The 21,733-nt window shown below is 57.5% G+C and carries 15 protein-coding genes and 1 pseudogene; 6 read left to right on the top strand and 10 right to left on the bottom strand.

Going from position 1 to position 21,733, the window contains the following annotated elements:
- The first annotated feature begins 689 nt into the window (after positions 1 to 689).
- Positions 690 to 3,041, top strand: coding sequence for an outer membrane protein assembly factor BamA (bamA, locus tag ABK249_RS21115; protein ID WP_348863961.1), 2,352 nt, complete (start codon positions 690 to 692; stop codon positions 3,039 to 3,041).
- Between the two features lie 34 nt (positions 3,042 to 3,075).
- Positions 3,076 to 3,768, top strand: a complete 693-nt coding sequence (locus ABK249_RS21110; RefSeq protein ID WP_348863895.1) for an invasion associated locus B family protein — start codon at positions 3,076 to 3,078, stop codon at positions 3,766 to 3,768.
- 16 nt (positions 3,769 to 3,784) lie between these two features.
- On the opposite strand, the gene ABK249_RS21105 is transcribed toward ABK249_RS21110, so the two are convergent.
- The gene (locus ABK249_RS21105; protein WP_348863964.1) at positions 3,785 to 4,180 is read right to left on the bottom strand and encodes a hypothetical protein; all 396 of its coding nucleotides are present in this window, start codon (positions 4,178 to 4,180) and stop codon (positions 3,785 to 3,787) included.
- Between ABK249_RS21105 and ABK249_RS21100 the strand changes: the two genes are divergently transcribed.
- Together ABK249_RS21100 and ABK249_RS21095 are read left to right on the top strand one after the other, a co-directional pair.
- On the top strand, positions 4,154 to 5,563 hold the full coding sequence (locus ABK249_RS21100) for an efflux transporter outer membrane subunit (protein ID WP_348863894.1): 1,410 nt from the start codon (positions 4,154 to 4,156) through the stop codon (positions 5,561 to 5,563). The two genes, ABK249_RS21105 and ABK249_RS21100, sit on opposite strands and share 27 nt — an antisense overlap.
- A gap of 227 nt (positions 5,564 to 5,790) precedes the next feature.
- Positions 5,791 to 5,922, top strand: a complete 132-nt coding sequence (locus ABK249_RS21095) for a hypothetical protein (protein WP_348863892.1) — start codon at positions 5,791 to 5,793, stop codon at positions 5,920 to 5,922.
- A 291-nt stretch (positions 5,923 to 6,213) separates the two neighbouring features.
- Here the strand turns inward: ABK249_RS21095 and ABK249_RS21090 are convergent.
- The 9 genes and pseudogenes from ABK249_RS21090 to ABK249_RS21050 form a co-directional block, all read right to left on the bottom strand.
- Positions 6,214 to 8,176 (bottom strand): annotated as a pseudogene (locus tag ABK249_RS21090) (MacB family efflux pump subunit).
- 2 nt (positions 8,177 to 8,178) lie between these two features.
- A complete protein-coding gene (locus ABK249_RS21085; protein WP_348863891.1) occupies positions 8,179 to 9,411 on the bottom strand; it encodes an efflux RND transporter periplasmic adaptor subunit in 1,233 nt (410 codons plus the stop codon).
- Positions 9,412 to 9,479: 68 nt separating this feature from the next.
- On the bottom strand, positions 9,480 to 11,012 hold the full coding sequence (locus ABK249_RS21080; protein ID WP_415926465.1) for an efflux transporter outer membrane subunit: 1,533 nt from the start codon (positions 11,010 to 11,012) through the stop codon (positions 9,480 to 9,482).
- 23 nt (positions 11,013 to 11,035) lie between these two features.
- A complete protein-coding gene (locus ABK249_RS21075) occupies positions 11,036 to 14,188 on the bottom strand; it encodes an efflux RND transporter permease subunit (protein WP_348863890.1) in 3,153 nt (1,050 codons plus the stop codon).
- 7 nt (positions 14,189 to 14,195) lie between these two features.
- A complete protein-coding gene (locus ABK249_RS21070) occupies positions 14,196 to 15,410 on the bottom strand; it encodes an efflux RND transporter periplasmic adaptor subunit (RefSeq protein WP_348863958.1) in 1,215 nt (404 codons plus the stop codon).
- A gap of 170 nt (positions 15,411 to 15,580) precedes the next feature.
- A complete protein-coding gene (locus tag ABK249_RS21065; protein ID WP_348863889.1) occupies positions 15,581 to 16,258 on the bottom strand; it encodes an invasion associated locus B family protein in 678 nt (225 codons plus the stop codon).
- A 42-nt stretch (positions 16,259 to 16,300) separates the two neighbouring features.
- Positions 16,301 to 16,741, bottom strand: coding sequence for a hypothetical protein (locus tag ABK249_RS21060; RefSeq protein ID WP_348863887.1), 441 nt, complete (start codon positions 16,739 to 16,741; stop codon positions 16,301 to 16,303).
- Between the two features lie 458 nt (positions 16,742 to 17,199).
- Positions 17,200 to 17,547 (bottom strand): RcnB family protein, encoded by a 348-nt coding sequence (locus ABK249_RS21055; protein ID WP_348863886.1) that lies wholly within the window; start codon positions 17,545 to 17,547, stop codon positions 17,200 to 17,202.
- 96 nt (positions 17,548 to 17,643) lie between these two features.
- Positions 17,644 to 18,462 carry a hypothetical protein gene (locus tag ABK249_RS21050; RefSeq protein WP_348863885.1) on the bottom strand — a complete coding sequence of 273 codons (819 nt, stop codon included), beginning with the start codon at positions 18,460 to 18,462 and terminating at the stop codon, positions 17,644 to 17,646.
- Between the two features lie 211 nt (positions 18,463 to 18,673).
- Between ABK249_RS21050 and ABK249_RS21045 the strand changes: the two genes are divergently transcribed.
- Both ABK249_RS21045 and ABK249_RS21040 read left to right on the top strand, forming a co-directional pair.
- On the top strand, positions 18,674 to 19,399 hold the full coding sequence (locus ABK249_RS21045; RefSeq protein WP_348863884.1) for a response regulator transcription factor: 726 nt from the start codon (positions 18,674 to 18,676) through the stop codon (positions 19,397 to 19,399).
- Positions 19,396 to 20,664: an ATP-binding protein gene (locus tag ABK249_RS21040; protein ID WP_348863883.1), complete on the top strand. Its 1,269-nt coding sequence runs from the start codon at positions 19,396 to 19,398 to the stop codon at positions 20,662 to 20,664. Before ABK249_RS21045 ends, ABK249_RS21040 begins: the two co-directional genes overlap by 4 nt.
- The last annotated feature ends 1,069 nt before the right edge of the window (positions 20,665 to 21,733 follow it).

The following is a 21,733-nucleotide window of genomic DNA, read 5'->3' as shown; positions in this document are numbered from 1 at the left end:
ATTAAGCAATCCATCGCAGTGCTTCAGCGCCTTCGCAAACGGGTTCTTGGATGCGGGCCAAGGATTGTCGCGTTAGCTTCTCCACTGCGCTCAGGTGCTCCTACCATTTCGTCCAGATCTCAGACCCTTGGCTGTCCAACAGCACTACGCCGTCAAATGCGGCAGACAAAGACACGAACAGGTGCGGCCAGGAGCAAAAAACCCTAATTGCGAAACAGTCCGAAACATTTCAGACCAATCACCGAAACGATTACCTAGTATTTGAAAGCCCCAGTTCAGAAAGAGGGCGAAACATCAAGGTATCGCAGATTGATCATCAACCGGCCATTTGGCTCGGCATTTGTTCGAGTGCAGGAGACAAGAAGCGGCTTGATCGCGTCCGGAACGCATCGGAGGGAACATCGCTTCAAAATCTCAATCCGGCGCAATGCTCGGATCACAACAGCCGACAATAGAAGTTATCCGGCTTCAGTGGCAACACTGATTGTTCAACAGGGACGGCAGATCGTACCGCCGTCATCGCTGATCTTATTCTCCACTTAATCGGGATCCCTGCGCAAGAGACATGCAGTCAACTGGCGCCATTCTTGATTGAGCCCGACGTGCACGGCTCGTAGGGAACAAGGCGTTTGGGCTGAGCGACGTGGGGTACTCCGGCCGATAGGGGTCAGGAAAGGTAAGAATTGAAAATGAAGGCGGGTTTAAGGTTTCTGAACGCAATGTCCTCGTTCGGGCTGTCTGCAGTTCTTGTGTCTGGCGCAGGTACGCTCGCTACTCCTACGCTTGCCGAGGCGGCCGTCATAGGCAGTGTACAGGTTTTTGGCGCTCAGCGAGCCGGCGAGGAAGCCGTTCGCTCCAATCTGACGATCCGCCCAAACGTTTCCTTCTCCGACAGAGATGTCGATGAGTCGGTGAAGAAACTTTACGCCACCGGCTATTTCTCCGATGTCAGCATCGTTGTTTCCGGAAGCGCGCTCGTCGTCACAGTCAAAGAAAACGAGCTGATCAACCAAGTCGTCTTCAACGGCAATCGTAAGATCAAGGATGACAAATTGCAGGGCATCGTCAAGAGCCAGCCGCTTGCCCCCTATGATACGGCAATGATCAAGGCGGACGTCGAACGCATTAAGGAGGCCTATAGCGCCATCGGCCGCAGCGATATCCAGATTTCGTCACAGACAGCGTCGGTGGGGCAAGGTCGCGTGAACATCGCCTTCGTCATCGATGAGGGTGAGCGTACGAAGATCGCGGACATCAAATTCGTTGGCAACAACGCCTATGGCGATCGCCGATTGAAGGCTGTCATCCAGACCAAAGAATCCAGCCCATTGTCCTTCCTGACCCGAAAGGATGTCTATTCCGAAAATAAACTACGCGCCGACGAAGAGGCGCTCCAAAAGTTTTATTACAATCACGGCTACCCGGATTTCCGCGTAATTTCAACAAATGCCGTGCTCGATGAGGCGGGCAACAAATACGATATCACGTTCACCGTCGATGAAGGTGAACGCTATCAGTACGGTGACATCGACATTGGGTCGACAGTGCCGGACATCCGCGCCGACGATCTCAAGGGACAGCTCGAGACAAAGAAAGGTGACATTTACGACGCTCGCCAGGTTCAGAGCACGATGGATGCGATCTCCCAGAGAGTCTCCGCCGCGGGCTATCCGTTCGCCCGTGTGAGGCCTCGCGGCAATCGCAACCTCGAAAACCATACGATCGGCGTTTCTTACATGATCGACCAGGGTGAGCGTGCCTATGTTGAGCGAATCGATGTTCGCGGCAACACGCGTACTCGGGACTATGTTATTCGTCGTGAGTTCGACTTCAGTGAAGGCGACGCCTTCAATCAATCGATGATCTCGCGTGCCAAAAAGCGCCTTGAAGCACTCGGTTTTTTCAGCTCGGTCAATATTACGACAGCCCAAGGCAGCGCTTCGGACCGTGTGGTGATCATTGTCGATCTTGAGGATCAAGCAACGGGATCGTTCGGCATCGGTGTAGGCTACTCCGGCGACGACGGAATCGTTCTCGAAGCGTCCGTTGAAGAAAAGAACTTTCTCGGCCGCGGCCAGTATATCCGCGTTGCAGCGGGTGCAGGAGACGACGATGCACGCACCTATAACATATCGTTCACAGAGCCCTACTTCCTTGGCTATCGCCTAGCCGCCGGTTTTGATTTGTTCAAGACGCAGACGTCATCGGACGACTATTACACTTATAACGAGCATGGCGTAACGCTACGCCTGATTGCACCAATCACCGACGACCTGGCAACAACGTTCCGATATACATACAAACAGATCACATATGACGAAGACGGCGCCTATGGTGACGACGGCGTCGCGTACACGTCTGACGATGAAATGTCGACGCCCTATATCGCGATGATCGAGCACGGCACCTACGTTCAGTCGTCCATCTCCCAGACGCTGACTTACAACACGCTGGACAGCCAGATGATGCCGCGGGAGGGCTTCTACGCGACGGCAACACAAGAATTTGCCGGCCTCGGTGGCGACTCCAACTTCTATAAGCTATCTGCGCGCGCGCGCTACTATCACACCCTGTCGACCGAGGCAGACCTCGTCGGCTCATTGGCTCTCGGCGCAGGGCATCTCTTCAGCACCGATGGTGAAGACCTAAACGTCTTTGATCAGTTTACCATCGGTCGTCAGATTCGAGGCTTCAAAACCTCCGGCATTGGGCCACGCACGGTCGATGATGGCGACCCTCTTGGTGGCACGACCTATTTCACGGCCTCTGCTGAAATGTCGGCACCCTTGCCAGGCGTTCCGGAAGATTTCGGTCTGCGTGCTGCCGTTTTCGCTGACGCCGGTACACTTTATGGCAACAGGGTTGATGGTCTCGGCGATACGATCGAGGGAACTAGCATGTCCTGGCGCGCATCGGTGGGCGTAGGGCTCACATGGGATTCGCCCTTCGGCAGCATCCGTATCGACTACGCGGAACCCATCCTCAAGGAAAGCTTCGACGAGGTGCAGCAGTTCCGGTTCAGCATGTCGAACCCGTTCTGACCATGTCTGAAAGCGTTTTGCCGTGGGGCAGATAATGACAACGGATACATGGGACGGTTTCCAATGGAAGGGAAAAATTCGATCTATTGGATTGATCCTGTCGTTTATCTCTTTCCTGAACGCGTGCGTAGTTGCCCGAGCATCCAATCCAACCGAACCATTGACTGATGATCGGTGGCATCACAAAATCACGATGGAGCAGGTTAAACATGATCATGCGTCAGAGCCAGACAAGAAGGCTAAGCCGCGCATTAATGAACTTCCGTCTCTGCCTATCGGTACCACTACGCTGAAGGAGAAGTTCGACGATTGGGCCGTGGAATGCAGGACACACGAAGCGACAACGAAATGCGGCGTTGGGCAATACCAAAAAGACTATAGAACAAGTAGGACAATTGTCGCGATAATAGTAACCCCACCGGCTGAGGGTGTTGTAAAGGTGGTTGTTCTGCTCCCGTTCGGCCTCGCGGTCACAGACGGGATCCGCATAAGGCTCGATAATGAAGTTGCAGAGCAACACGGAGAATTTGCGACCTGCATTCCCGCAGGCTGTTTGGTATCTTTGATTTTATCGGCAGCGACCATCGATGCCGTGGAACATGCGGATAAAATCCAAATATTCTCCAATGGTTATGAATCTGGATCGCCTTTGCCCTTCACGATTTCTCTTCGCGGGTTCTCCGCGGCATTTGCTCGACTGAAGAACTTGCAACAAGCCATGAAGTGAAAACGAAGCGGGCCGGTCAAGCTCTGTCGAGCGAAAATTCGCATTTTTCAAGTTTGACGCTTCGACCCGGTTGGCACAATCTGCAAAGAAGAGCGGATTGCCATTCGCTCCTTTGGCTAAGCAGCAATCTTTTGAAAAACATTGCATTTTTCGGAAACGTTAGGGCCGAATTTTGGTCACGTGACCTGCCTATGACTTGAGCTGCAACTGGTGCTCTCGATTCAGGGGCACGAAAACCCCGCTGGCGAACGTTGAACCTCAAATCCGGTTTTGGGAAGCCTGCAATCAGCTTGCTGGTTTGAAAATAAAGACTCGCGATGCTCCCGCCTTCATTGCGAATCCATTCTGCTGTCCATGATGAGCAACGATTTCCTCCGGTATATTCATGAAACCAATTCTGCGAACTGTTCATTCGACTATACCCCTCGCCGTCTTCGCACTAACCCTGACGAGTTGCGTGGATATTGCCTATGAACCACCGAAACTGGACGCTCCCACTCGTTTCGTGGCCGCTACCAAGAATGAGAACGCGGCTCCGGTTCCCACCGAATGGTGGAGAGCTTTCAAGGATCCGCGCCTCGATCAGTTGATGCAGGTGGGGCTGGCGCAGAATCTCGATGTTCGCCAGGCCGTCGAACGTATCGAGGAGGCGCAGGCCAATGTCGGGGTTGCGAGTGCCGGGTTATTCCCGACGATCACTGCCGGCGGTGGGCTTCGCCGGGGAGATACCGATGGGGACGGTACATATTCGAAAGGCTATTCAACATTGACTGCTTCTTGGATGGTCGATCTGTTTGGCAAGCAACGCGCCTCCAAACGGGCCGCGGAAGCGAAACTGGATGCGGCCTATCTGACTGCGGATGTCGCCCGACTTACAATCTTGAGCGCGATTGCTTCAATATACATCGACCTGCGGTATTATCAGGCAAGCATCGCACTGACCAAAAGAAGCATCGAAGGTCGCAAGAAAAGCCTCGAACTGACGCAAATAAGGAAGACGGCAGGCGACGCGACACAGCTGGAAGTCGTTCAATCTGAGCAACTTGTTGCAAAAGCCGAAGCTGGATTGCCGGAATTGGAAGTCAATTTCGAAAGCGCAGTGGACCGGCTTGCGACGTTGACAGGCCAGCCTGTGGCCATGATTCGCCCGAAGCTGCAATCCGGTGCGCCGCAGCCTGCAGCGAGATTTCGTGTTTCCGTTGGCCTGCCCGCTGAGGTTTTACGCAATCGTCCAGATGTCAGAGTAGCCGAGCGCAATCTGGCTGCCGCAGCGCAGTCGGTCGGGATAGCGAAAGCCTCTCTCTATCCGACACTCGAACTCTCGGGTTATCTGAGGCCCACGTATGTGGTGGATGTCGGGCATGTGCAGATCTGGAATGCCGCGGCCGAAGCCGCGTTGACTGTCTTTGACGGCGGAAAAAGGCAAGCGAATCTTTCGGCGGCACAATCGCAAATGAAGCAAGCTCGTCTTGCCTGGGAATCGGCGGTTCTGGATGCAGTCGAGGAGGTCGAAAAAGCTCTTGCTGCGTACAATCGGGATGATCGCAACATCGCGGCCCAACAGAAGCTGGTATCAACCTCGAGACAGGTCCTGGAACTGGGCCGGGACAGCTATGGACTGGGTGCGGGAACCTTCATAAACATACTTGATGCCGAGCGCAATTATCTGGAGGCGCAACAATCGCTCGCTCAGGCCATCCGTCAGCAGGCCTCGAACTATGTGACACTATGCGTAGCCGCGGCGGGGGATGTTGAACAGCCGGACAAAAACTCCAGGCAAAAACCGAGTTCTTAGCTGCCCTCGACGGCGCCCGAGCAGGGGGACCCGAGGGCCCTTCGACATCCGTGCTGCCGGCAGCCAGCCACGCCTTCACGTCAAGCGGTACCCATAATCGTCCACCTTTGTGTTTCCTGCCTCAATAGCCGAGCCGCCGTTTCAATCCGATCGCAGAGCGATAGAACTGGAGTGCCGATGGGAAAGGCAAGCCGTTCATTCTGCGCGGCATGGGCCTGGGCGGATGGATGATCCAGGAAGGCTATATGCTGGGTTTGCCGAACTTGGGCACTCCGCAGATGATCCGCAGCCGAATTGCCGAGATCGTCAGCGTTCAGAAGACTGATCAGTTTATCGGGCGTGGCGCGACAACGCCGTGACAAAAGCCGACATCGATGCTTTGGCCGGCTGGGGCTTCAACCGTGTCTTATCCTCAAAGGCAAGTCGCTTTTTGAAAGGTTATGGCTGCCGGCGCTGATATCAGTGACCAACAAGCGACGGAAAACGCGACTGGCGTTGCTCGTGACGGCAGGCGATAGGCTCGTGCAACCGAAAAAAGGCTCAACCCTATGCCGCGAGGTGCGGGATCAAAACCAAGTCCCCTCGCCGGCCTCGAACGCAAGACCGTCGCTTGTCCCCCCGAACCGAGACGACAATGATACGATCCATGTTTATCCTTTTGCCAAAGCCGCAACCGGATCGAGTTGCGAAGCGTTGTGGGCGGGAAGATAGCCGAACATGACGCCAATGATGCAAGAGCATAGGAAAGACACCACGATGGAGGCGGTCGAATAGACGAGGCTGAAGCTGGTGCTGAAGACGCTGAATACGACACCGAAGCCGAGGGCCGCGATAATGCCGAGCACGCCTCCAATCAGGCAGACGAGAATGGCTTCAATCAGGAACTGCTGGAGAATGTCGCTCCGGCGCGCTCCGACGGCCATTCGCACGCCGATCTCGGAAACCCGTTCGGAAACGGAAACCAGCATGATATTCATAACGCCGATGCCGCCAACCACGAGGGAGATCACCGCAATTGCGGCGATCAGCAACCTTAATGTCTGATTGGTACTGGTGATTGTTTGGCGGATGTCGTCGGTATTGAGGATGTAGAAATCCTTCGTTCCGTGTCGCTGGGTCAGGAACTCCGCCACGGCTTGTTCGGCAAGCCCGGTATCGATCTGGTCCTTGACCTGCAAGGTAATGCTACGAAGCGAGGTATTACCCAGAAAACGGGCCTGCACCGTCGTATAGGGAAGATAGAGCGAGAGGTTCTGGCTGGAGCCGAAGCCGCCCTGCTGGGTTTGGATTACCCCGACAACACGAACTGGCACCTTGCCAACCAGAATCACCTGACCAACGGGGCTATTTCCGTCAACGAACAGGGTTTTCCGAGTGTTCTCGTCTATGACTACATCCTGCGCTAGCGTGCGCACGCTGTCGGCATCAAAGAGACGTCCTTCGGAAAGCTTCGTGCCCTTTGCGAGGAAATATTGCTCGCTGACACCATTGACCAGAGCATTTGCCTCCGTAGAGCCGAAGCGGACGGTGCTGGACGTCGATACCGTCGGCGTGACGGCCGCCACGTAAGGCTGCTTGGCGAGTTCCGTCGCATCGGAGACTACCAGCGTGGTGATCTTGCCGGAGCGAATGTCGCCAAAATCCTTGCCCGCGAAGATCTCCAGGGTATTGGTACCGAGACTGGAGATATTCGCCAGCACACGTTGCTGCGATCCCTGGCCGAGCGCAACCACGCTGACGACCGAGGCAATGCCGATGATGATGCCGAGCATGGTCAGGAAGGTGCGCAGCTTATGTGCCCTCATGGAGAAAAGCGCCATAAGAAAGGCCTCTCGCACCGAGCCGATCCTGCCGAACAGTCTGAACTGGCGTGCGGGCGCGATCTGATCGGGAGCAGAAGGAGCTGAATTTTCGACTGCTTGCGGCCGTTCCATCTTGCGGTCCGAAATGATGCGTCCGTCGCTGATTTCAATGATTCGCTCGGCCTTATTGGCGATGGCCATGTCGTGCGTGACGATAATTACGGTGCGGCCTTCCGCGTGCAGTTCCGCCAAGATGCGCAACTTCCTCGCCACTATGGCTGTCGAGCGAGCCTGTGGGCTCGTCGGCGAGGATGACGCTCGCATTGTTCACCAGTGCCCTCGCGATGGAAACGCGCTGCTGTTGCCCCCCAGACAACTGGCCCGGCCGATGATGTGTGCGGTCGGCCATACCGAGGCGCTTCAGCAGGGCGGTGGCACGCTTTGTGCGTTCGTCGCGGCTGCGGTCTGCATAAATCGCAGGGATCTCGACATTGCCAAGGGCAGTCAGCTCGGCGAGCAGATGGTAGCGCTGGAAGATGAACCCAAAATGCTCTCTTCGTAGGGCCGCCAGTTCGTCGAAGTCCAGTAAGGATACTTGACGCCCGCAAATTTCGTAGCTTCCCCCTGTCGGCCGGTCGAGACAGCCGAGGATGTTCATCAGTGTCGATTTGCCCGATCCGGACGCGCCAACGATCGCCACCATCTCGCCAGCCTCGACGGTCAGATCGATATCCTTCAAAACGACGATCGTGCCTTCGCCCGACGGATACTCACGCCTGATGCCGGAAAGCGCGATGAGCGGTTCGGCCATGTTCAAAGTCCCATCGGCGGTCCGCCAGGGCCGCGCGAGCTGATCGTAGGTGCCCGTGCCGACGTCTCCCCGGTCACCACGGTTTCCCCGGCTACGAGACCTGAACGCACTTCCGCGGTGACCTTGTTGTTGAGGCCGATTTCGACCTTACGATTTGTGATCTGTCCATCCTGCGCGATGACGCGAACCGTATAACGGCCATCAGTATCGGCTGAGCCGAGCGCTGCAGAGGGAATGATAAGAACATCCTTTGCCTGACCGAGAATGATGTGTACCTCAGCCGTCATATAAGTTCTGAGATGACTATCTTCGTTGGGCACCTTGAAGACACCAATGTAATAGATCGCCTCCGAGGAAGAAGAGGAGCTACTGCTGCTGCTCGAACTCGAAGAGGACGATGAGCTCGAAGAACTGAAGCTGCTATCGTTCTTGATCGATTCGGGTGCTGGTTCGATCGATTCAAGGATGGCGTCATAACGGCGCCCTGGCTCGCCGAGCGCCGTGAAATAAACCGGCAACCCCGGTCTGATCTTGGTGATGTCGGCTTCGGAGATCTCCGTCCGCACGATCATAGTGTCGAGCTGTCCGAGGATAACGATCGTCGGCGCCGATTGTGAGGAGTTGACGGTTTGTCCTTCCTGGCTGACGATCGAAAGCACCGTACCGTCAATTGGAGCCGTGATTTTCGTATAGCCAAGATCGACCCGAGCGGTCTCGACTTCGACCTGGGCTTCCCTGATTTGGGCCTGGAGAGATTCGATCTGGGCTTGCGTTACATCGAGATCAGCGACTGCGCTATCATAATCGGCTTTCGAGACGGCGTTCTTGGCGACCATTTCTTTCTGGCGTGTCAGACTTTGCTGGTTGAGCACGAGCGTCGCCTGCTTTTCGACGAGCTGCGCCTTCACATTGGCGAGTGCTGCTTGCGCTGTACGCAGGTCGTTCTGCTGGGTGACGGAATCGATCTCTGCGATCAGGTCTCCGGCCTTGACCGCCTCGCCGAGTTTGACCTTCACCGAGGTGATCCGTCCGGAAGCTTGGGCGCCCACGGCGACCAGCCGGGCGGGTTTCAGCGTGCCGGTCGCAAGGACTGTCTCCTCAATGTTCCCGCGAGCGACCGCGACCGTCATGAGGGCAACACTTTGCGAAGCAGAAAACTCCAGCCAAAGCCAATAGCCGCCGATTGCCATGCCAGCAAAGATAGCGACAGCCGCGAATAAGGATTTGCGTTTCATGGACGAGTCCAATTTCCAGGAAACCGGACAAGCTCGACAAGTTTATTCACAGCAGCCTGCATCGTGTCTCATTTCTTCATGGCAATCGGTCTGGATTGACCGCTTGGAAGAGCAAGTTGCGGGCCGGTATTAACATCGACAATCTCTGGCCTTGAGCTATCGACTAATCCGTTCCATCCTCCGCCAAGCGCCTTGTTGAGGGCGATATAGTCCGTGGTGATGGCGACCTGGCTCTGGATCAGCGAGTCCTCGGCCGAATACAGCGACCGCTCTGCCTCCAGAAGATCGAGGAAGCTCTGCGACCCAGATTGATAGAGTGATCGGCCCAGCGAGGCGGCATCGCGATAATGTTTGACCGAGATGGCCAGTTTGCCGCTCTTGATGCGCTCTTGGTGAAGGGCCACGATGGCGTTTTCGACATCCTCTAGCGCGGTCAGGACGGCCGTGCGGTAGGCGACAAAATATTGATCACGTTGCGCCTGGGCGATTTCGACGGCTGCTTTCAACTGACCGCCCTGGAATATCGGAACCGAAAGGCTCGGCCCGAACGACCAACTGATGGTCGAACCCTTTCCGAGGTCGCCGATCCGGGTTCCGGTCGTCGCGACATCGCCGGTCAGGCTGACGCTTGGATAACGGGCTGCCTCGGCCTCGCCGACCTTGGCCGTATATTGTGCATACTGCCTCTCAGCGAGACGGACATCCGGGTGGGTCATCAAAGTGTCGGCGGGAATCCCCGTCGGGATCGGCAGCTTCGGCCTTGGGATCGGCCTCGATTTCTTGAGTCGGTCCGCCAGTGTGGCAGGCGGTCGACCGGTCAGGACGGAAAGCCGGTGGACGGCCTCGGCATAGGACGTTTCCAGGTCGGGGATGTCAGCTTCGGTGGTGGCCGCCTGGCCGGCGGCATTGGCGACGTCGACGGCCGACGATGCGCCTGCCTCGAATTTGAGACGGGTCAGCGCCGCGGTCTCCTGTTGCGAGGCGGCGGTCCGCCGGGCAAGTGCGATGCGCGCCTGATAGCCGCGCGCCTCGACATAATAGGACGCGACATCGCCGAGGAGCGTCAGAAGTGTCGAACGAAGCTCCTCTTCCGCCGCGTCCATCCCGTAGCGCGCAGCTTCGACGGTACGGCGATTGGCCCCGAACAGATCCAGCTCCCAGCTTGCGTCAAAACCGGCCTGGAACTCGTTGCCGGTGCTTGCGCCGTCAGTTCCGGTCGAGGCGGTCCTGCTGCGAGTCGCTGAAGCCGCCCCATCAACAGAAGGAAGCAGAGCCCCGCCAGCCTGCCGATAAGTGGCACGCGCCTCGCGGATTTTCGCCTTCGATGTGGCGACATCGAGATTGCCGGCCACGGCCTCCTGGATCAACTCGTCAAGCATGGGATCGTTGAGACGGCGCCACCACTCGGCCAGCTCAGGTGGTTTCGACGGTTTCGCCTGCTTGGCATTTCCCCAGCTTACCGGAAGTACCAGGAAAGGCTTCTGGTAGTCGGGGCCAACGACGCAACTGGCGAGCGAAGTGGCCGTGAGGAGCAATGCGATCATCCGAGCGCAGGCACCATTCGGCCGTAGCATCCCGACCATTTCTCTTATTGTTGACATGCGTCCCTCTCGCTCGTTCTGCGTCAGTTTTTGTCAATAGAGGCTGTAGCCGCTGCTTCATCGACAGAAGCGTTCTCAGTCGACGTTCCCTTGAAAAGGCGTCGGACCGTGACGAACAGCAGCGGCACGAAGAAAATGCCGAGGACGGTGGCGGCGATCATGCCGCCCATGACACCGATGCCGATGGCGTTCTGCGCGCCGGACCCCGCACCACTGGCGATTGCCAGCGGTGTGACGCCGAGGATGAAGGCAAAGGAGGTCATCAGGATCGGCCTCAATCTCTGACGGGCCGCCTGCAGCGTTGCCTCGACAAGCTCCAGACCGGCAGCCTGGCGCTCGAGCGCGAATTCGACAATCAGAATGGCGTTCTTGGCGGCCAGGCCAATGGTCGTCAGCAGCCCGACCTTAAAATAGACGTCGTTGGTCTGGTCGAAGAGTAAGGCTGCGGCAAGCGCCCCGAACACACCGATCGGTACCGAAAGCATGACGGCCAATGGAATCGACCAGCTTTCGTACAGTGCGACGAGGCACAGGAAGACGACTAGGACGGAAATCGCGTAAAGAGCGGTCGCCTGGTTTCCTGACAGGCGTTCCTGATAGGACAGCCCCGTCCATTCATGCGCATAACCTGAAGGCAGTTGCGCGACGAGATTGTCGATCTCGTCCATCGCAGCACCTGAGCTGACACCCGAGGCAGCTTCGCCCTGGATCTCGATAGCCGACGAGCCGTTGTATCGCTCGAGACGAGGAGAACCATAGGTCCAGTGGCTAGAGGAGAAGGAGGAGAATGGTACCATTACGTCGTCGGAGTTGCGGACCTGCCACTTCCAGAGATTTTCCGGCTGCATCCGGAAATCTGCATCCGACTGGAGATAGACCGGCTTGATCCGGCCGCGGTCGATGAAGTCGTTGACATAGTCGCTGCCCCAAGCCGTCGACAGCGTGTCGTTGATGTCGGAGAGGCTGACCCCAAGTGCGCTCGCCTTCTCCTGATCGATGTCGATCGAGAATTGCGGCGTGTCCTCCTGTCCGTTAGGCCGGGTATTGGCAAGCTGTTTGCTTTTGCCGGCAAGAGCCAGAAGCTGATTGCGGGTTTCGATCAGCTTCGCATGACCGGCGCCATCGACGTCTTGCAGGTAAAAGTCGAAGCCGTTCGAATTCCCCATGCCCTGGATCGCCGGCGGCGCCAGTGCGAACACCCGGCCATCCTTGATCTTCGAGAACGCCGCCATCGCCCGACCGGCGACCGCCGGAGCAGAAAGATTGGCGCTCGTGCGTTCATCAAAACTTTTGAGTCGGACGAAGGCAAGGCCAACGTTCTGGCCCTGTCCGCCAAAGCCGTAACCGACGATACCCAAGACGCCCTCGACAGCATCCTTCTCCTCATTCAGGTAATAGTCCGTGACCTGCTTCATCACCCGTTCGGTGCGGTCCTGGGTGGCGCCGACCGGCAGTTGTACACTGGTCAGAAGAATGCCCTGGTCCTCCTGGGGAAGGAAGGAACTCGGCAGACGCGTGAACATCCAGCCCATGGCCATGACGATGGCCAGAAAAACGACAAGAAACCGAAGGCCGCGGCGGATGATACCCCCTGTGCCATTCCGATAGGCAAAGGTGCCACGGTCGAGCGTCCGGTTGAACCAGCCGAAAAGGCCACGCTTGTCTGCATGTGCAGTCGGCGGCTGGAGCAAGGTGGCGCAAAGCGCCGGTGTCAGGATCAGCGCAACGATCACCGACAGGATCATGGCTGAAACGATCGTGACGGAAAATTGCCGATAGATCACGCCCACCGAACCGCCGAAAAAGGCCATCGGCACGAACACCGCTGAAAGCACAACGGCGATGCCGATCAGGGCGCCGGTAATCTCCTTCATCGACTTGCGGGTTGCCTCTTTCGGCGGCAGTCCCTCTTCCTGCATCACACGTTCGACGTTCTCGACCACTACGATCGCGTCGTCGACGAGCAGACCGATGGCCAGCACCATTGCGAACATGGTGAGCGTGTTGATCGAATAGCCGAAGATGGCAAGCACGCCGAAAGTGCCGAGCAGCACGACCGGCACGGCGAGCGTCGGGATTACTGTAGCCCGGATGTTCTGTAGGAACACGAGCATGACGATAAAGACGAGCACGATCGCCTCGATCAGCGTCTTCACCACCTCCTCAATTGACAGGCGAACAAAAGGCGTTGTGTCGTATGGATAGACGACCTCGACACCCTGCGGGAACGTGCCAGAAAGGCGTGAGATCGTCTCCTGCACGGCCGTGGCTGTACTGATGGCGTTCGCCCCGGTGGCGAGATTGATGGCAAGGCCGGCGGCTGGCATGCCATTATAGGTTGATGTGTTGGTGTAGCTCTCCGCCCCCAATTCAACACGAGCAACGTCGTTGAGACGCACAAGCGAACCGTCGGTCGTGCTCTTCAAGATGATGTTGCGGAACTGCTCAGGCGTCTGCAGCCGGCTTCGGGCGGTGACGGTGGCATTGAGCTGCTGTCCTTGGCGTGCGGGCTGCTGGCCAAGCTGTCCGGCGGAGACCTGCGTATTCTGGGCCTCGATCGCCGAGGCGACGTCACTTGGCATCAGCGCGTATTTGGCGAGCTTGTCGGCATCGAGCCAGATGCGCATGGCATAGCTTGAACCGAATAGCTGCGTGTCACCCACACCGTCGACGCGCTTCAACGTGTCATTCAACGTACTTTCCACATAGTCGGCCAGATCTGTGGCGCTCATCTTGCCGTCAGTCGAAACGAAGCCGATGACCACCAGAAAGCTGTCGGATGATTTGGTGACCGTGATGCCGTTGCTCTGGACGATCTCGGGGAGCTGTGACTCGACAAGCTGGAGCTTATTCTGCACCTGCATCTGCGCGACATCAGGGTCTGCTTCACTCGTAAATGTCAGGGTGATCGATGCCGAGCCCGTCGAGGTCGACGTCGCGGTCATGTAGTCAAGGTTGTCAATCCCGGTCATGCCCTGCTCGATGACCTTGGTCACCGAATTCTCGACGGTCTCGGCATCTGCGCCGGCATAGGTGGCGCTGATGCGTACCGTCGTCGGCGCAATCTGCGGATATTGGGAAATCGACAGATTATTGAGCGCCAGCAGACCGCCTAGCATGATGACGATGGCGATGACCCAGGCAAAATTCGGTCTGTTGATGAAGAAGCTCGACATCGCAACCTCAGTTCTTTACCGAAGCATCGGCTTCGATCTTGCCAAGACTTTCATTGCTCGCGACATTGCTGACCGCTTCCGTCGAAGGAAGTGCACCTTGCTTACGCTCTCGCACTTCGCCAGTCGTATCGTCGATGATAACCTCGACCGCGTCCACGTCCTGACCGGCCCGGACGAGTTGTGAACCCTCCACGACGACGCGATCGTCATCCGAGACGCCGGAATTGACGAGCCAGTTGTTGCCAACGCTCTGTCCGACATCAAGCACCCGTTCTTCGATCTTGCCTTCGCCGTTGACGAAGAGCGCTGTCGGCTCTCCCTTGGCGTTGCGGGAAACAGCCCGCTGCGGCATCAGAAAACTGTTGTCGGCGACCCCCTCCTCGACCAGCGCGCGCACATACATGCCAGGCAGAAGCAGGCGATCGGGATTGGGAAACTGAGCTCTCACCGAATAGGTGCCGGTGGTCTCACTGACAGCGGATTCGGCAAACTCCAGTTTCCCGGTCAAGGGGTAGATGGTTCCGTTCTCAAGCTTCAACTTCACCGAAACATTCGACCCGGAAATCTTGATGCGCCCGGCATCGATCGCCTGGCGCAGATTAAGGAGATTGGTGCTCGATTGCGTGACGTCGACATTGATCGGATCGAGCGTCCGGATCGTTGTCAGCGCAGTATCCTGGCTTGCGGTGACCAAGGCACCGGGCGTCAGCGTCGATTTGTCCACTCGCCCCGAGATTGGCGCGGTGATCGTCGTATAGGCGAGATTGATCTTTGCAGTCTCGACCGCCGCCTTCGCCGCGGCCACATCGGCGTAGGCCTGCGCCAGTGACGCCAGAGCATCGTCAAGATCCTGCTTGCTGACTGCATTCTGATCGATAAGACCCCGATAGCGCTCGACCTTGGCCTCGGCACTCGGCAAGGCCGCTTCTGCCTTCTGCAAATCCGCCGCAGCGCTGTCATAATCGGCCTGATAGGTTGCCGGATTGATCTGGTAGAGAGCATCGCCCTCCTTCACCTCGCCGCCCTCCTCGAACAGACGCTTCTGAATGATGCCACCAACCTGCGGGCGGACCTCGGCTTCCAGCGACGCCGTTGTCCGACCCGGTAGTTCCGCGGTGATCGCCACCGATTGCGGGTGCAGCGTCACCACGCTAACCTGCGGCTTCGTCGCCGGGGGTGAGCTGATATTGGAATTCTGCCCTGAATCGCAGGCCGGCAGCATCGCTGCCATGATCAGGCATATGGTCAACCTTGCCAGGCCAAGCCTGCCTTCTGCAAACGGGTGGCGGCATGACAGCATCCGTAAAGTGTTCGCGGACGAGGAAGAGCCAGTGAATTCATAACGACCCAATTTCGACATGGTCTCTTCCTTGAAAGTGGATTTCAAAGGCGTCATTCATTTCTCCCTTGTCGTCTCAAGCCCATCAATCGGGCATGTGCGGCGGCAAGTCCCTTGAGCGAGATGGTGAAGGCCGGGCCTGTGGCTGAGCCATAAAGCGTTGCGGTGATGGTGAGGGTTTTGGCCTGCTTCAGGGTTTCCATGCTCGCGTTGGAGAAAGCGATCAGCACGAGGCAACCATCGGGGATGCAGGTGGCAAATTGGGCCACGTGATCCGTGGGCCGACTGTCCAGCTTCAGCCGAATGCCGTCCGCGAGTGCGAGCCCGAACGGCATCAGGATCATGATCCTTGTCGATCCGTTCTCCGGCGGAGAGATCACCATTGCGATGATCTTCTTTCTCGTTTTCGCATCTTCCTGAAACAGACCCATCGAGCATGCTCTTGCTGTGCCGACGATCTTGCATTCAACCGCCCAGTCGCCAAAGCTTTCCCGGAGGGCGTCGGCACCGTTGGGAAGCACTGGCTGGCCGTTCTCCTGGACAGCAGGAGTCTCCTTCATCTCGCCTTTCGTCTGGGGTTTGCTGTCGGACTCGAGCTGCGTAAACTTGCCGCGCTGCAAGAGTTCATCGACAGCCTGCGCGCCGACCGAACTGTGAGCGGCGCTATTCTGCTCAAGAAGCACGGCAAGCGTGTAGGTTGCCGTTTTCCAGAATGTGGTCCTGTCTGCCATCTAAGACTCTTGTTTCTCCGTGATGGGCATGCGCGAGGGCTGTCAGGAATTGGCTTTGAGCCAGCGGACCAGGCTGCCGGCTTTCACATTCCGCACAGCACCGGCGACGATCCTGGTTGAGGCAAGCCAACTTGTGAGACCCGCGAACCGAGATCGCGCCAAGCCGACCGTCTGCGCCTCGCTGGCATCTTCCCGAGTGCCGTTATTGCCGTCGGCGACTGGAATGACGTTCTCGGCAGCGGCTACGGGCAGATGGGAAGCGCCGGCTTGGGAGGTGAGCACCGGAGTTTCGTTCTCTGCCCTTCTTACGCAACGGCCTTCCAGAAGCGGATAAGACGCTTCTGCCGCAACGATCCGCCTCTCGATATCGGCTTCGCATGCCTCCACGCTGACCCAGTTCGAGGAAACCGTGTCAAGGTAGCGGCACTGGACCGCCTCGCAGTCGCACCCGAGAAGCATCATCACGACGACAGCGGACTTCATGTACTCACTCCTTTCCTGGTGGTTTTCGAGCAGAACAATCGGTTCTGTTTTTTCGCCCTGCCCTAAGGCGGTGAACGATCAGCCGGGGTGGCAGGGCGTTAACGAATGCGAACAGGATGGCGGCTGAACGAAACAGCAGAAGGACGTCGAGCATGGCTTTCCTTTCCGACCGGCTCCGCAGGTCGTGCCGATCTGCGGCGGCAATCCATTCGCATCGTTCCCAGAATCGGCAATTTGGGAAACGCAAGGAGGAGTATCCCTCTTTGCATTGAGCGGCCGTGACCCACCCTTCTCCCCGCCCCCAAGCGAAGTGCATTGTTTGCGATCAATCGCGCCCATCCATTTCAATCAGCCGGGAGACGCGCCAGCGCGGGTCGCGCCTCCCGGCCGAACACCGTTGATGGCTGCATCGCCCGCATCTCCGGGGGGGCGGTGGAGATGGGCGGGCGAAGGGGCCATCATTCGGTATGACGTAATTTGTCCGTCCCGCCGCTGACGATCGACGCGATGATGCCCGTGCTTGTCGCGATCAGAACGAAATCGTCACCGTCGCGGACCCAGCGGTGGCCTTTCGGCGGAGCTTTCAGATTGTACCGGCTGTAATTGGAGAGTATCGAACCCTGACCGCTATACTTGCCGCCCTGCTTCCATTGCCGCTTCTTGACCTGTTGGTTCTCGGATTGCTGTTTCGGCTGAGACTGCAGAGCCTGTTTTCCGCCGGGCGAGCCGCTCTGGGTCTGCGCAAGGCCGGTAAATGGCGCCAGGCTGAAAAGGGCGATCATCGTGGCGACTAGGATTTTCTTCATCCTGAATTCCTCGTACTGGGAGAGGCTTGGTTTAGTGGGGCGCACGAAGGGAGATTCGTGCGCCCGGCTGCAGCCATTCGCGGCAGCCTCCGCCGCTCACCTGGAGAGCTGAGGTTCGGGGAGCAGAGAGCGGTCAATCTCGCTTCGGTGCGGCGGAAGACGTTCATCGGCCGGCCCGTGGCGATCCGCCTCCTGCTCGATCGGGCCAGGGAAAGGAGGATAAAGAGGATGCCGACCAAATGGCCGCTCGGTCCTTGTCAGCCTGTCAAGCTGCTCAGTGCTGAGCGTCGACCGCAAGGCGTCTATGGCTTGTTTCAGCGCTTTCGCCTTTTCAGCTCGTACAATGGCGGCATCGGCCAGCCGCTCGGCGAAGAATGGAGCAGCATCCTGTGACGGCCTTGTTGCATCCTCCGGACGAGGCGGCGGCGGCTCGCGATCCACATCGCGTGGCGGTTCAGGAGACCCCAGGAAATCGATCAGCGAGGATGTATACGCGCGCCAGGCATCAAGCTGCGCACTGGTGATCCCGACATAGGTCTCCAAAGCCGAAAGCCGCGCTGCAAGGTCCAGATCGAGATCATGGTGGCCGCGCAGTTCGCCAGGTGGCGCTACCTTCGGTGGGCGACCCGCGTCCTCCCGACTAAGCGGACGCGGAAAAATCCCCTCGTCCCCGCGAGGTCGAGGCGGGCGCATGGCATGAGCTTCGTCGCCGTGATCCGCCCGGGCAATGCGCAACAGTCCCTCGTTAGCCGGACCGCCCTTCGCCGTTGCACCTGGATTCTCCCTGATGACCCGAATGCCCGACTGCTCGTCTCGCGATGGGTTGGCGCTTAGATCTCCCGAATAGGAAGGGGAGACCATTGATGCCAGCACGGTTGCCGACAAAAGCCCCATAACAACGAGGGAACGTCTCATCCGATTTCCTTTCATGTCGTTTTTCACGATCAAGAAGGTAAGCGACAGGCGTGTCCCGAGTTGGTCCTAGTATGTCCAAAGGTTTCTGGAATCCGGTTTTTTGTAAATGAAGATTGCTGGATATAAGATGGCAAAGCTTGATTACAAAATTGTCGGCTGCGAATGGGCGCGACGTCTATAATCGCGCCGTGCAATAAGGCATAGCGGAAACATGAACATCCAAACCCACATACTGATCGTCGATGATGATCCCGAAATACGTTCGCTGCTTGGGCGCTACCTGGGCGGACAAGGCTTCCGCGTCTCGGTCGCTTCCGGCAAACGTGAATGCGAACGCCATATTGACAATGGCAATCCCGATCTCGTTGTTCTGGATGTCACGTTGCCGGACGGATCGGGCCTCGACATTTGCCGCTCCTTGCGCGATCGCCGATCCCGCTTGCCCGTCATTCTGCTGACGGCGCTAAAGGAGGACGTCGACCGTATCATCGGGCTGGAGATTGGCGCGGATGACTACCTTGGCAAACCATTCAATCCCAGGGAATTGGTCGCCCGTATCAAGGCCGTGCTGCGCCGAACGGGTCACGACGACACACAGGAATGCGAGTCCAAAATCTACAGTTTCGCCGGGTTGGAAGCCGACCCCGAACAGCGCCGGGTGTCGCGGCAAACCGGAGAGGCCATTGATCTAACTGGCGCCGAATTCGACCTTCTCAGGGTGTTCCTCGAACGACCTGGCCGACTGCTGTCGCGTGATCAGCTTCTCGATCTCACGCAGGGGCGCGATCGCGATCCGATGGACCGCTCGGTCGACGTATTGATGAGCAGGCTGCGGCGCAAGCTCGGCGAGAGCGATACCGGCTTGATCTTCAAGACGATCCGCAATGGCGGCTATCAACTGACGGTGCCGGTGAAGGTGTCGACGGTATCCCGATGAATTCTCTACGCAATCGCATCGCCGCGCTGCTGATCCTGGCGATCGTAACGGTGGTTGGCCTGGCGACATTCGCGGCAAGTCGCGCTCTGCAGCCCCCCCCGCTGGAAGCAACGATGGAACCGATTGCCCGGCAAATCCAGGTCCACATTTCGATGGTCGAGCGCAATCGCGCGGACGCAATTGCCTCGGGGGTTCGCCTGCAATCTGCGCCAGAGGCAGGAATGGAGAACGAAGGGCTTTCGCGCTTTCTGACGCGATCACTGGAGAAAATTGGCGAGCCAAGAACGGCCATCGTCAGCGAAAGCGCGAACAATCTAGCGCTGACCGCATCCATCGGCCTTGGTAACAACACCTGGCTCATCGTGGAAATACCCAATCACAGACCGCCGCAAAGCGGATGGATGGTCCTTGCAGAGTGGATCGTTCTGATCGTCATCGGCAGCACGATGGTTTCCGTCTTCGCAGCCTCCAAGATCACCAAACCCTTGCGCCTTATCGAGAGCGCTGTCGGACGAGTCGGATCGGACGGAATATTACCATATATTCCGGAGACGGGCTCCGGCGAGCTTCGTGCGACCGCACAGGCTCTCAACCGTTTGTCGGCGCGCCTGAAATCCGCCATGGAAAGCCGCATGCGGCTGGTCGCGGCTGCCGGCCACGATCTACGCACGCCGATGACGCGCATGCGGCTGAGGGCCGAGTTTGTTGCCGACGACGAAGAGCGTCAAAAATGGTTGGCCGACCTGGAGGAACTGAATTCGATTGCCGATAGCGCCATCCGGCTTGTTCGTGAGGAAGCGAGCCCGGGCGGTCGTGAGATCGTGCGCCTCGATCGTCTAGTCGGCGAAGTCGCCGATGAACTTCGCCAGCTTGGGTATCAGGTGACGCTCTCGACGGCTATGCCCCAATCCATTGCCGCAGGCCCGATCGCACTCAAGCGAGGTCTGCAAAATCTGATCATCAACGCCGCAACCCATGGCAAGGGAGCAACCGTCGAAGTCGCCGGAGAAAATGACAAAGCTGTCGTAACAATTGCCGACGAGGGACCGGGTATCCCGGAAGAGCTTCTGGGACAGGTGTTCGAGCCCTTCTTCCGGGTCGATGCCGCCCGTCGGAAAACGTTGCCTGGCGCGGGCCTTGGCCTTGCCATTGCCAATGAGATCGTCGAGCGGTTCGGCGGCACCATCACCATCGCCAATCGGAAACCTTCCGGCCTCCTGCAGATCGTCAAATTTCCGCGTGCCGTAGCGGCCTTGGAAAGCTGACGTCGGCCTCCGTCTTTTCATGCCGCCTGTCATCGTCAGGTTTGATCAAAACGTCTTGGTGATCGATAACTGTTGGGGACGTTTCAGCAATAAAATTGTGGCATAACTGCCATCCGGAGGGATGCGGTTGCTCCCTCCTTCGGAAAAGTGTCGACACGCTCTGGCACCTCGACATCCCGGGATAGGAGTGGCAGCGAACAACTGGCACGCCGACGCAAAGCGTACCGGAGTATTAGTCGCGGTCGAAATAGCCAATGCAGCGATCGTAAATGGCGCTTGCCCCCGTTAAGCTAGGCGTCGTCCGAGCGAAATAAAGCCGTCAACCCTGACGCTTGCTCGGAATTGCCAAGTGCCAGATCAAGGAGCGCCAACAGAACTTGTTTTCGATCCCACCCCGCCTTTTCCGCCTCGGTCACCAGACTAATAAAGGATGGCTCGATGGCGAAAACGCACTCAGCATGGCAACTGCCGCGCGACGCACGCCATGAGGGTGGATTTATTGATGCCTTCAACCGACGACCCGCCCTTGTCTCGTAAATCAGCGGATCATATCCGCGGCGCGTTGCTATAATAATTCCAAAAGATTTCCGAATGTTTCCTCGCCGGGATTTACTCTCAAATGTTATGGAAATCCTAGTAAGCATCGCCAATAGCCAAGTCAGAGAATCGCTCTGGGCACCAATCCCACAGCAGCTCCCATGGAAACGTTAGGAAACAAACCGGAAATATTACGACAATGTTATACTGGTACATTAACTGCAGTGGTTCGACAAACAGGCATCCATATTGATGCGATCAATAAGCCCCCCATCATATCCCATCGATAACGAAAGCTACAATGAAGAATGCTATCTTGTGCTTCAGCCTTGCATTGATGAACTCGTAGCCGACGCGGAAAAGGCGGGATGGGATTGCAGGCACGTTCTGATGGCCATCATTGCCCATGCTCTCGGAGATCCGGTGACGGGTTCGGGATTATCCGGAAGGCTGGGACTGGATGACGAATAGGGCCGAATTTCAAGATATGTGCTTGGCGCCAGGCGCACCGTTACCAGGCAAGACAAAGCGA

The sequence above is a fragment of the Neorhizobium phenanthreniclasticum genome, assembly GCF_040066075.1.
Lineage (GTDB): Bacteria > Pseudomonadota > Alphaproteobacteria > Rhizobiales > Rhizobiaceae > Neorhizobium > Neorhizobium petrolearium.
The sequence above is the reverse complement of the archived record's forward strand: the minus strand, read 5'-3'. Positions and strand labels throughout refer to the sequence as shown.

Bases quoted from the DNA above. Each gene is read 5' to 3' on its own strand.
- ABK249_RS21070 (WP_348863958.1), bottom strand. From the start codon at position 15,410: ATGCTGCCGGCCTGCGATTCAGGGCAGAATTCCAATATCAGCTCACCC.
- ABK249_RS21050 (WP_348863885.1), bottom strand. From the start codon at position 18,462: ATGAGACGTTCCCTCGTTGTTATGGGGCTTTTGTCGGCAACCGTGCTG.
- bamA (WP_348863961.1), top strand. From the start codon at position 690: ATGAAGGCGGGTTTAAGGTTTCTGAACGCAATGTCCTCGTTCGGGCTG.
- ABK249_RS21100 (WP_348863894.1), top strand. From the start codon at position 4,154: ATGAAACCAATTCTGCGAACTGTTCATTCGACTATACCCCTCGCCGTC.
- ABK249_RS21065 (WP_348863889.1), bottom strand. From the start codon at position 16,258: ATGGCAGACAGGACCACATTCTGGAAAACGGCAACCTACACGCTTGCC.
- ABK249_RS21055 (WP_348863886.1), bottom strand. From the start codon at position 17,547: ATGAAGAAAATCCTAGTCGCCACGATGATCGCCCTTTTCAGCCTGGCG.
- ABK249_RS21085 (WP_348863891.1), bottom strand. From the start codon at position 9,411: ATGAAACGCAAATCCTTATTCGCGGCTGTCGCTATCTTTGCTGGCATG.
- ABK249_RS21080 (WP_415926465.1), bottom strand. From the start codon at position 11,012: ATGTCAACAATAAGAGAAATGGTCGGGATGCTACGGCCGAATGGTGCC.
- ABK249_RS21105 (WP_348863964.1), bottom strand. From the start codon at position 4,180: ATGAACAGTTCGCAGAATTGGTTTCATGAATATACCGGAGGAAATCGT.
- ABK249_RS21060 (WP_348863887.1), bottom strand. From the start codon at position 16,741: ATGAAGTCCGCTGTCGTCGTGATGATGCTTCTCGGGTGCGACTGCGAG.
- ABK249_RS21075 (WP_348863890.1), bottom strand. From the start codon at position 14,188: ATGTCGAGCTTCTTCATCAACAGACCGAATTTTGCCTGGGTCATCGCC.
- ABK249_RS21110 (WP_348863895.1), top strand. From the start codon at position 3,076: ATGACAACGGATACATGGGACGGTTTCCAATGGAAGGGAAAAATTCGA.
- ABK249_RS21040 (WP_348863883.1), top strand. From the start codon at position 19,396: ATGAATTCTCTACGCAATCGCATCGCCGCGCTGCTGATCCTGGCGATC.
- ABK249_RS21045 (WP_348863884.1), top strand. From the start codon at position 18,674: ATGAACATCCAAACCCACATACTGATCGTCGATGATGATCCCGAAATA.
- ABK249_RS21095 (WP_348863892.1), top strand. From the start codon at position 5,791: ATGATCCAGGAAGGCTATATGCTGGGTTTGCCGAACTTGGGCACTCCG.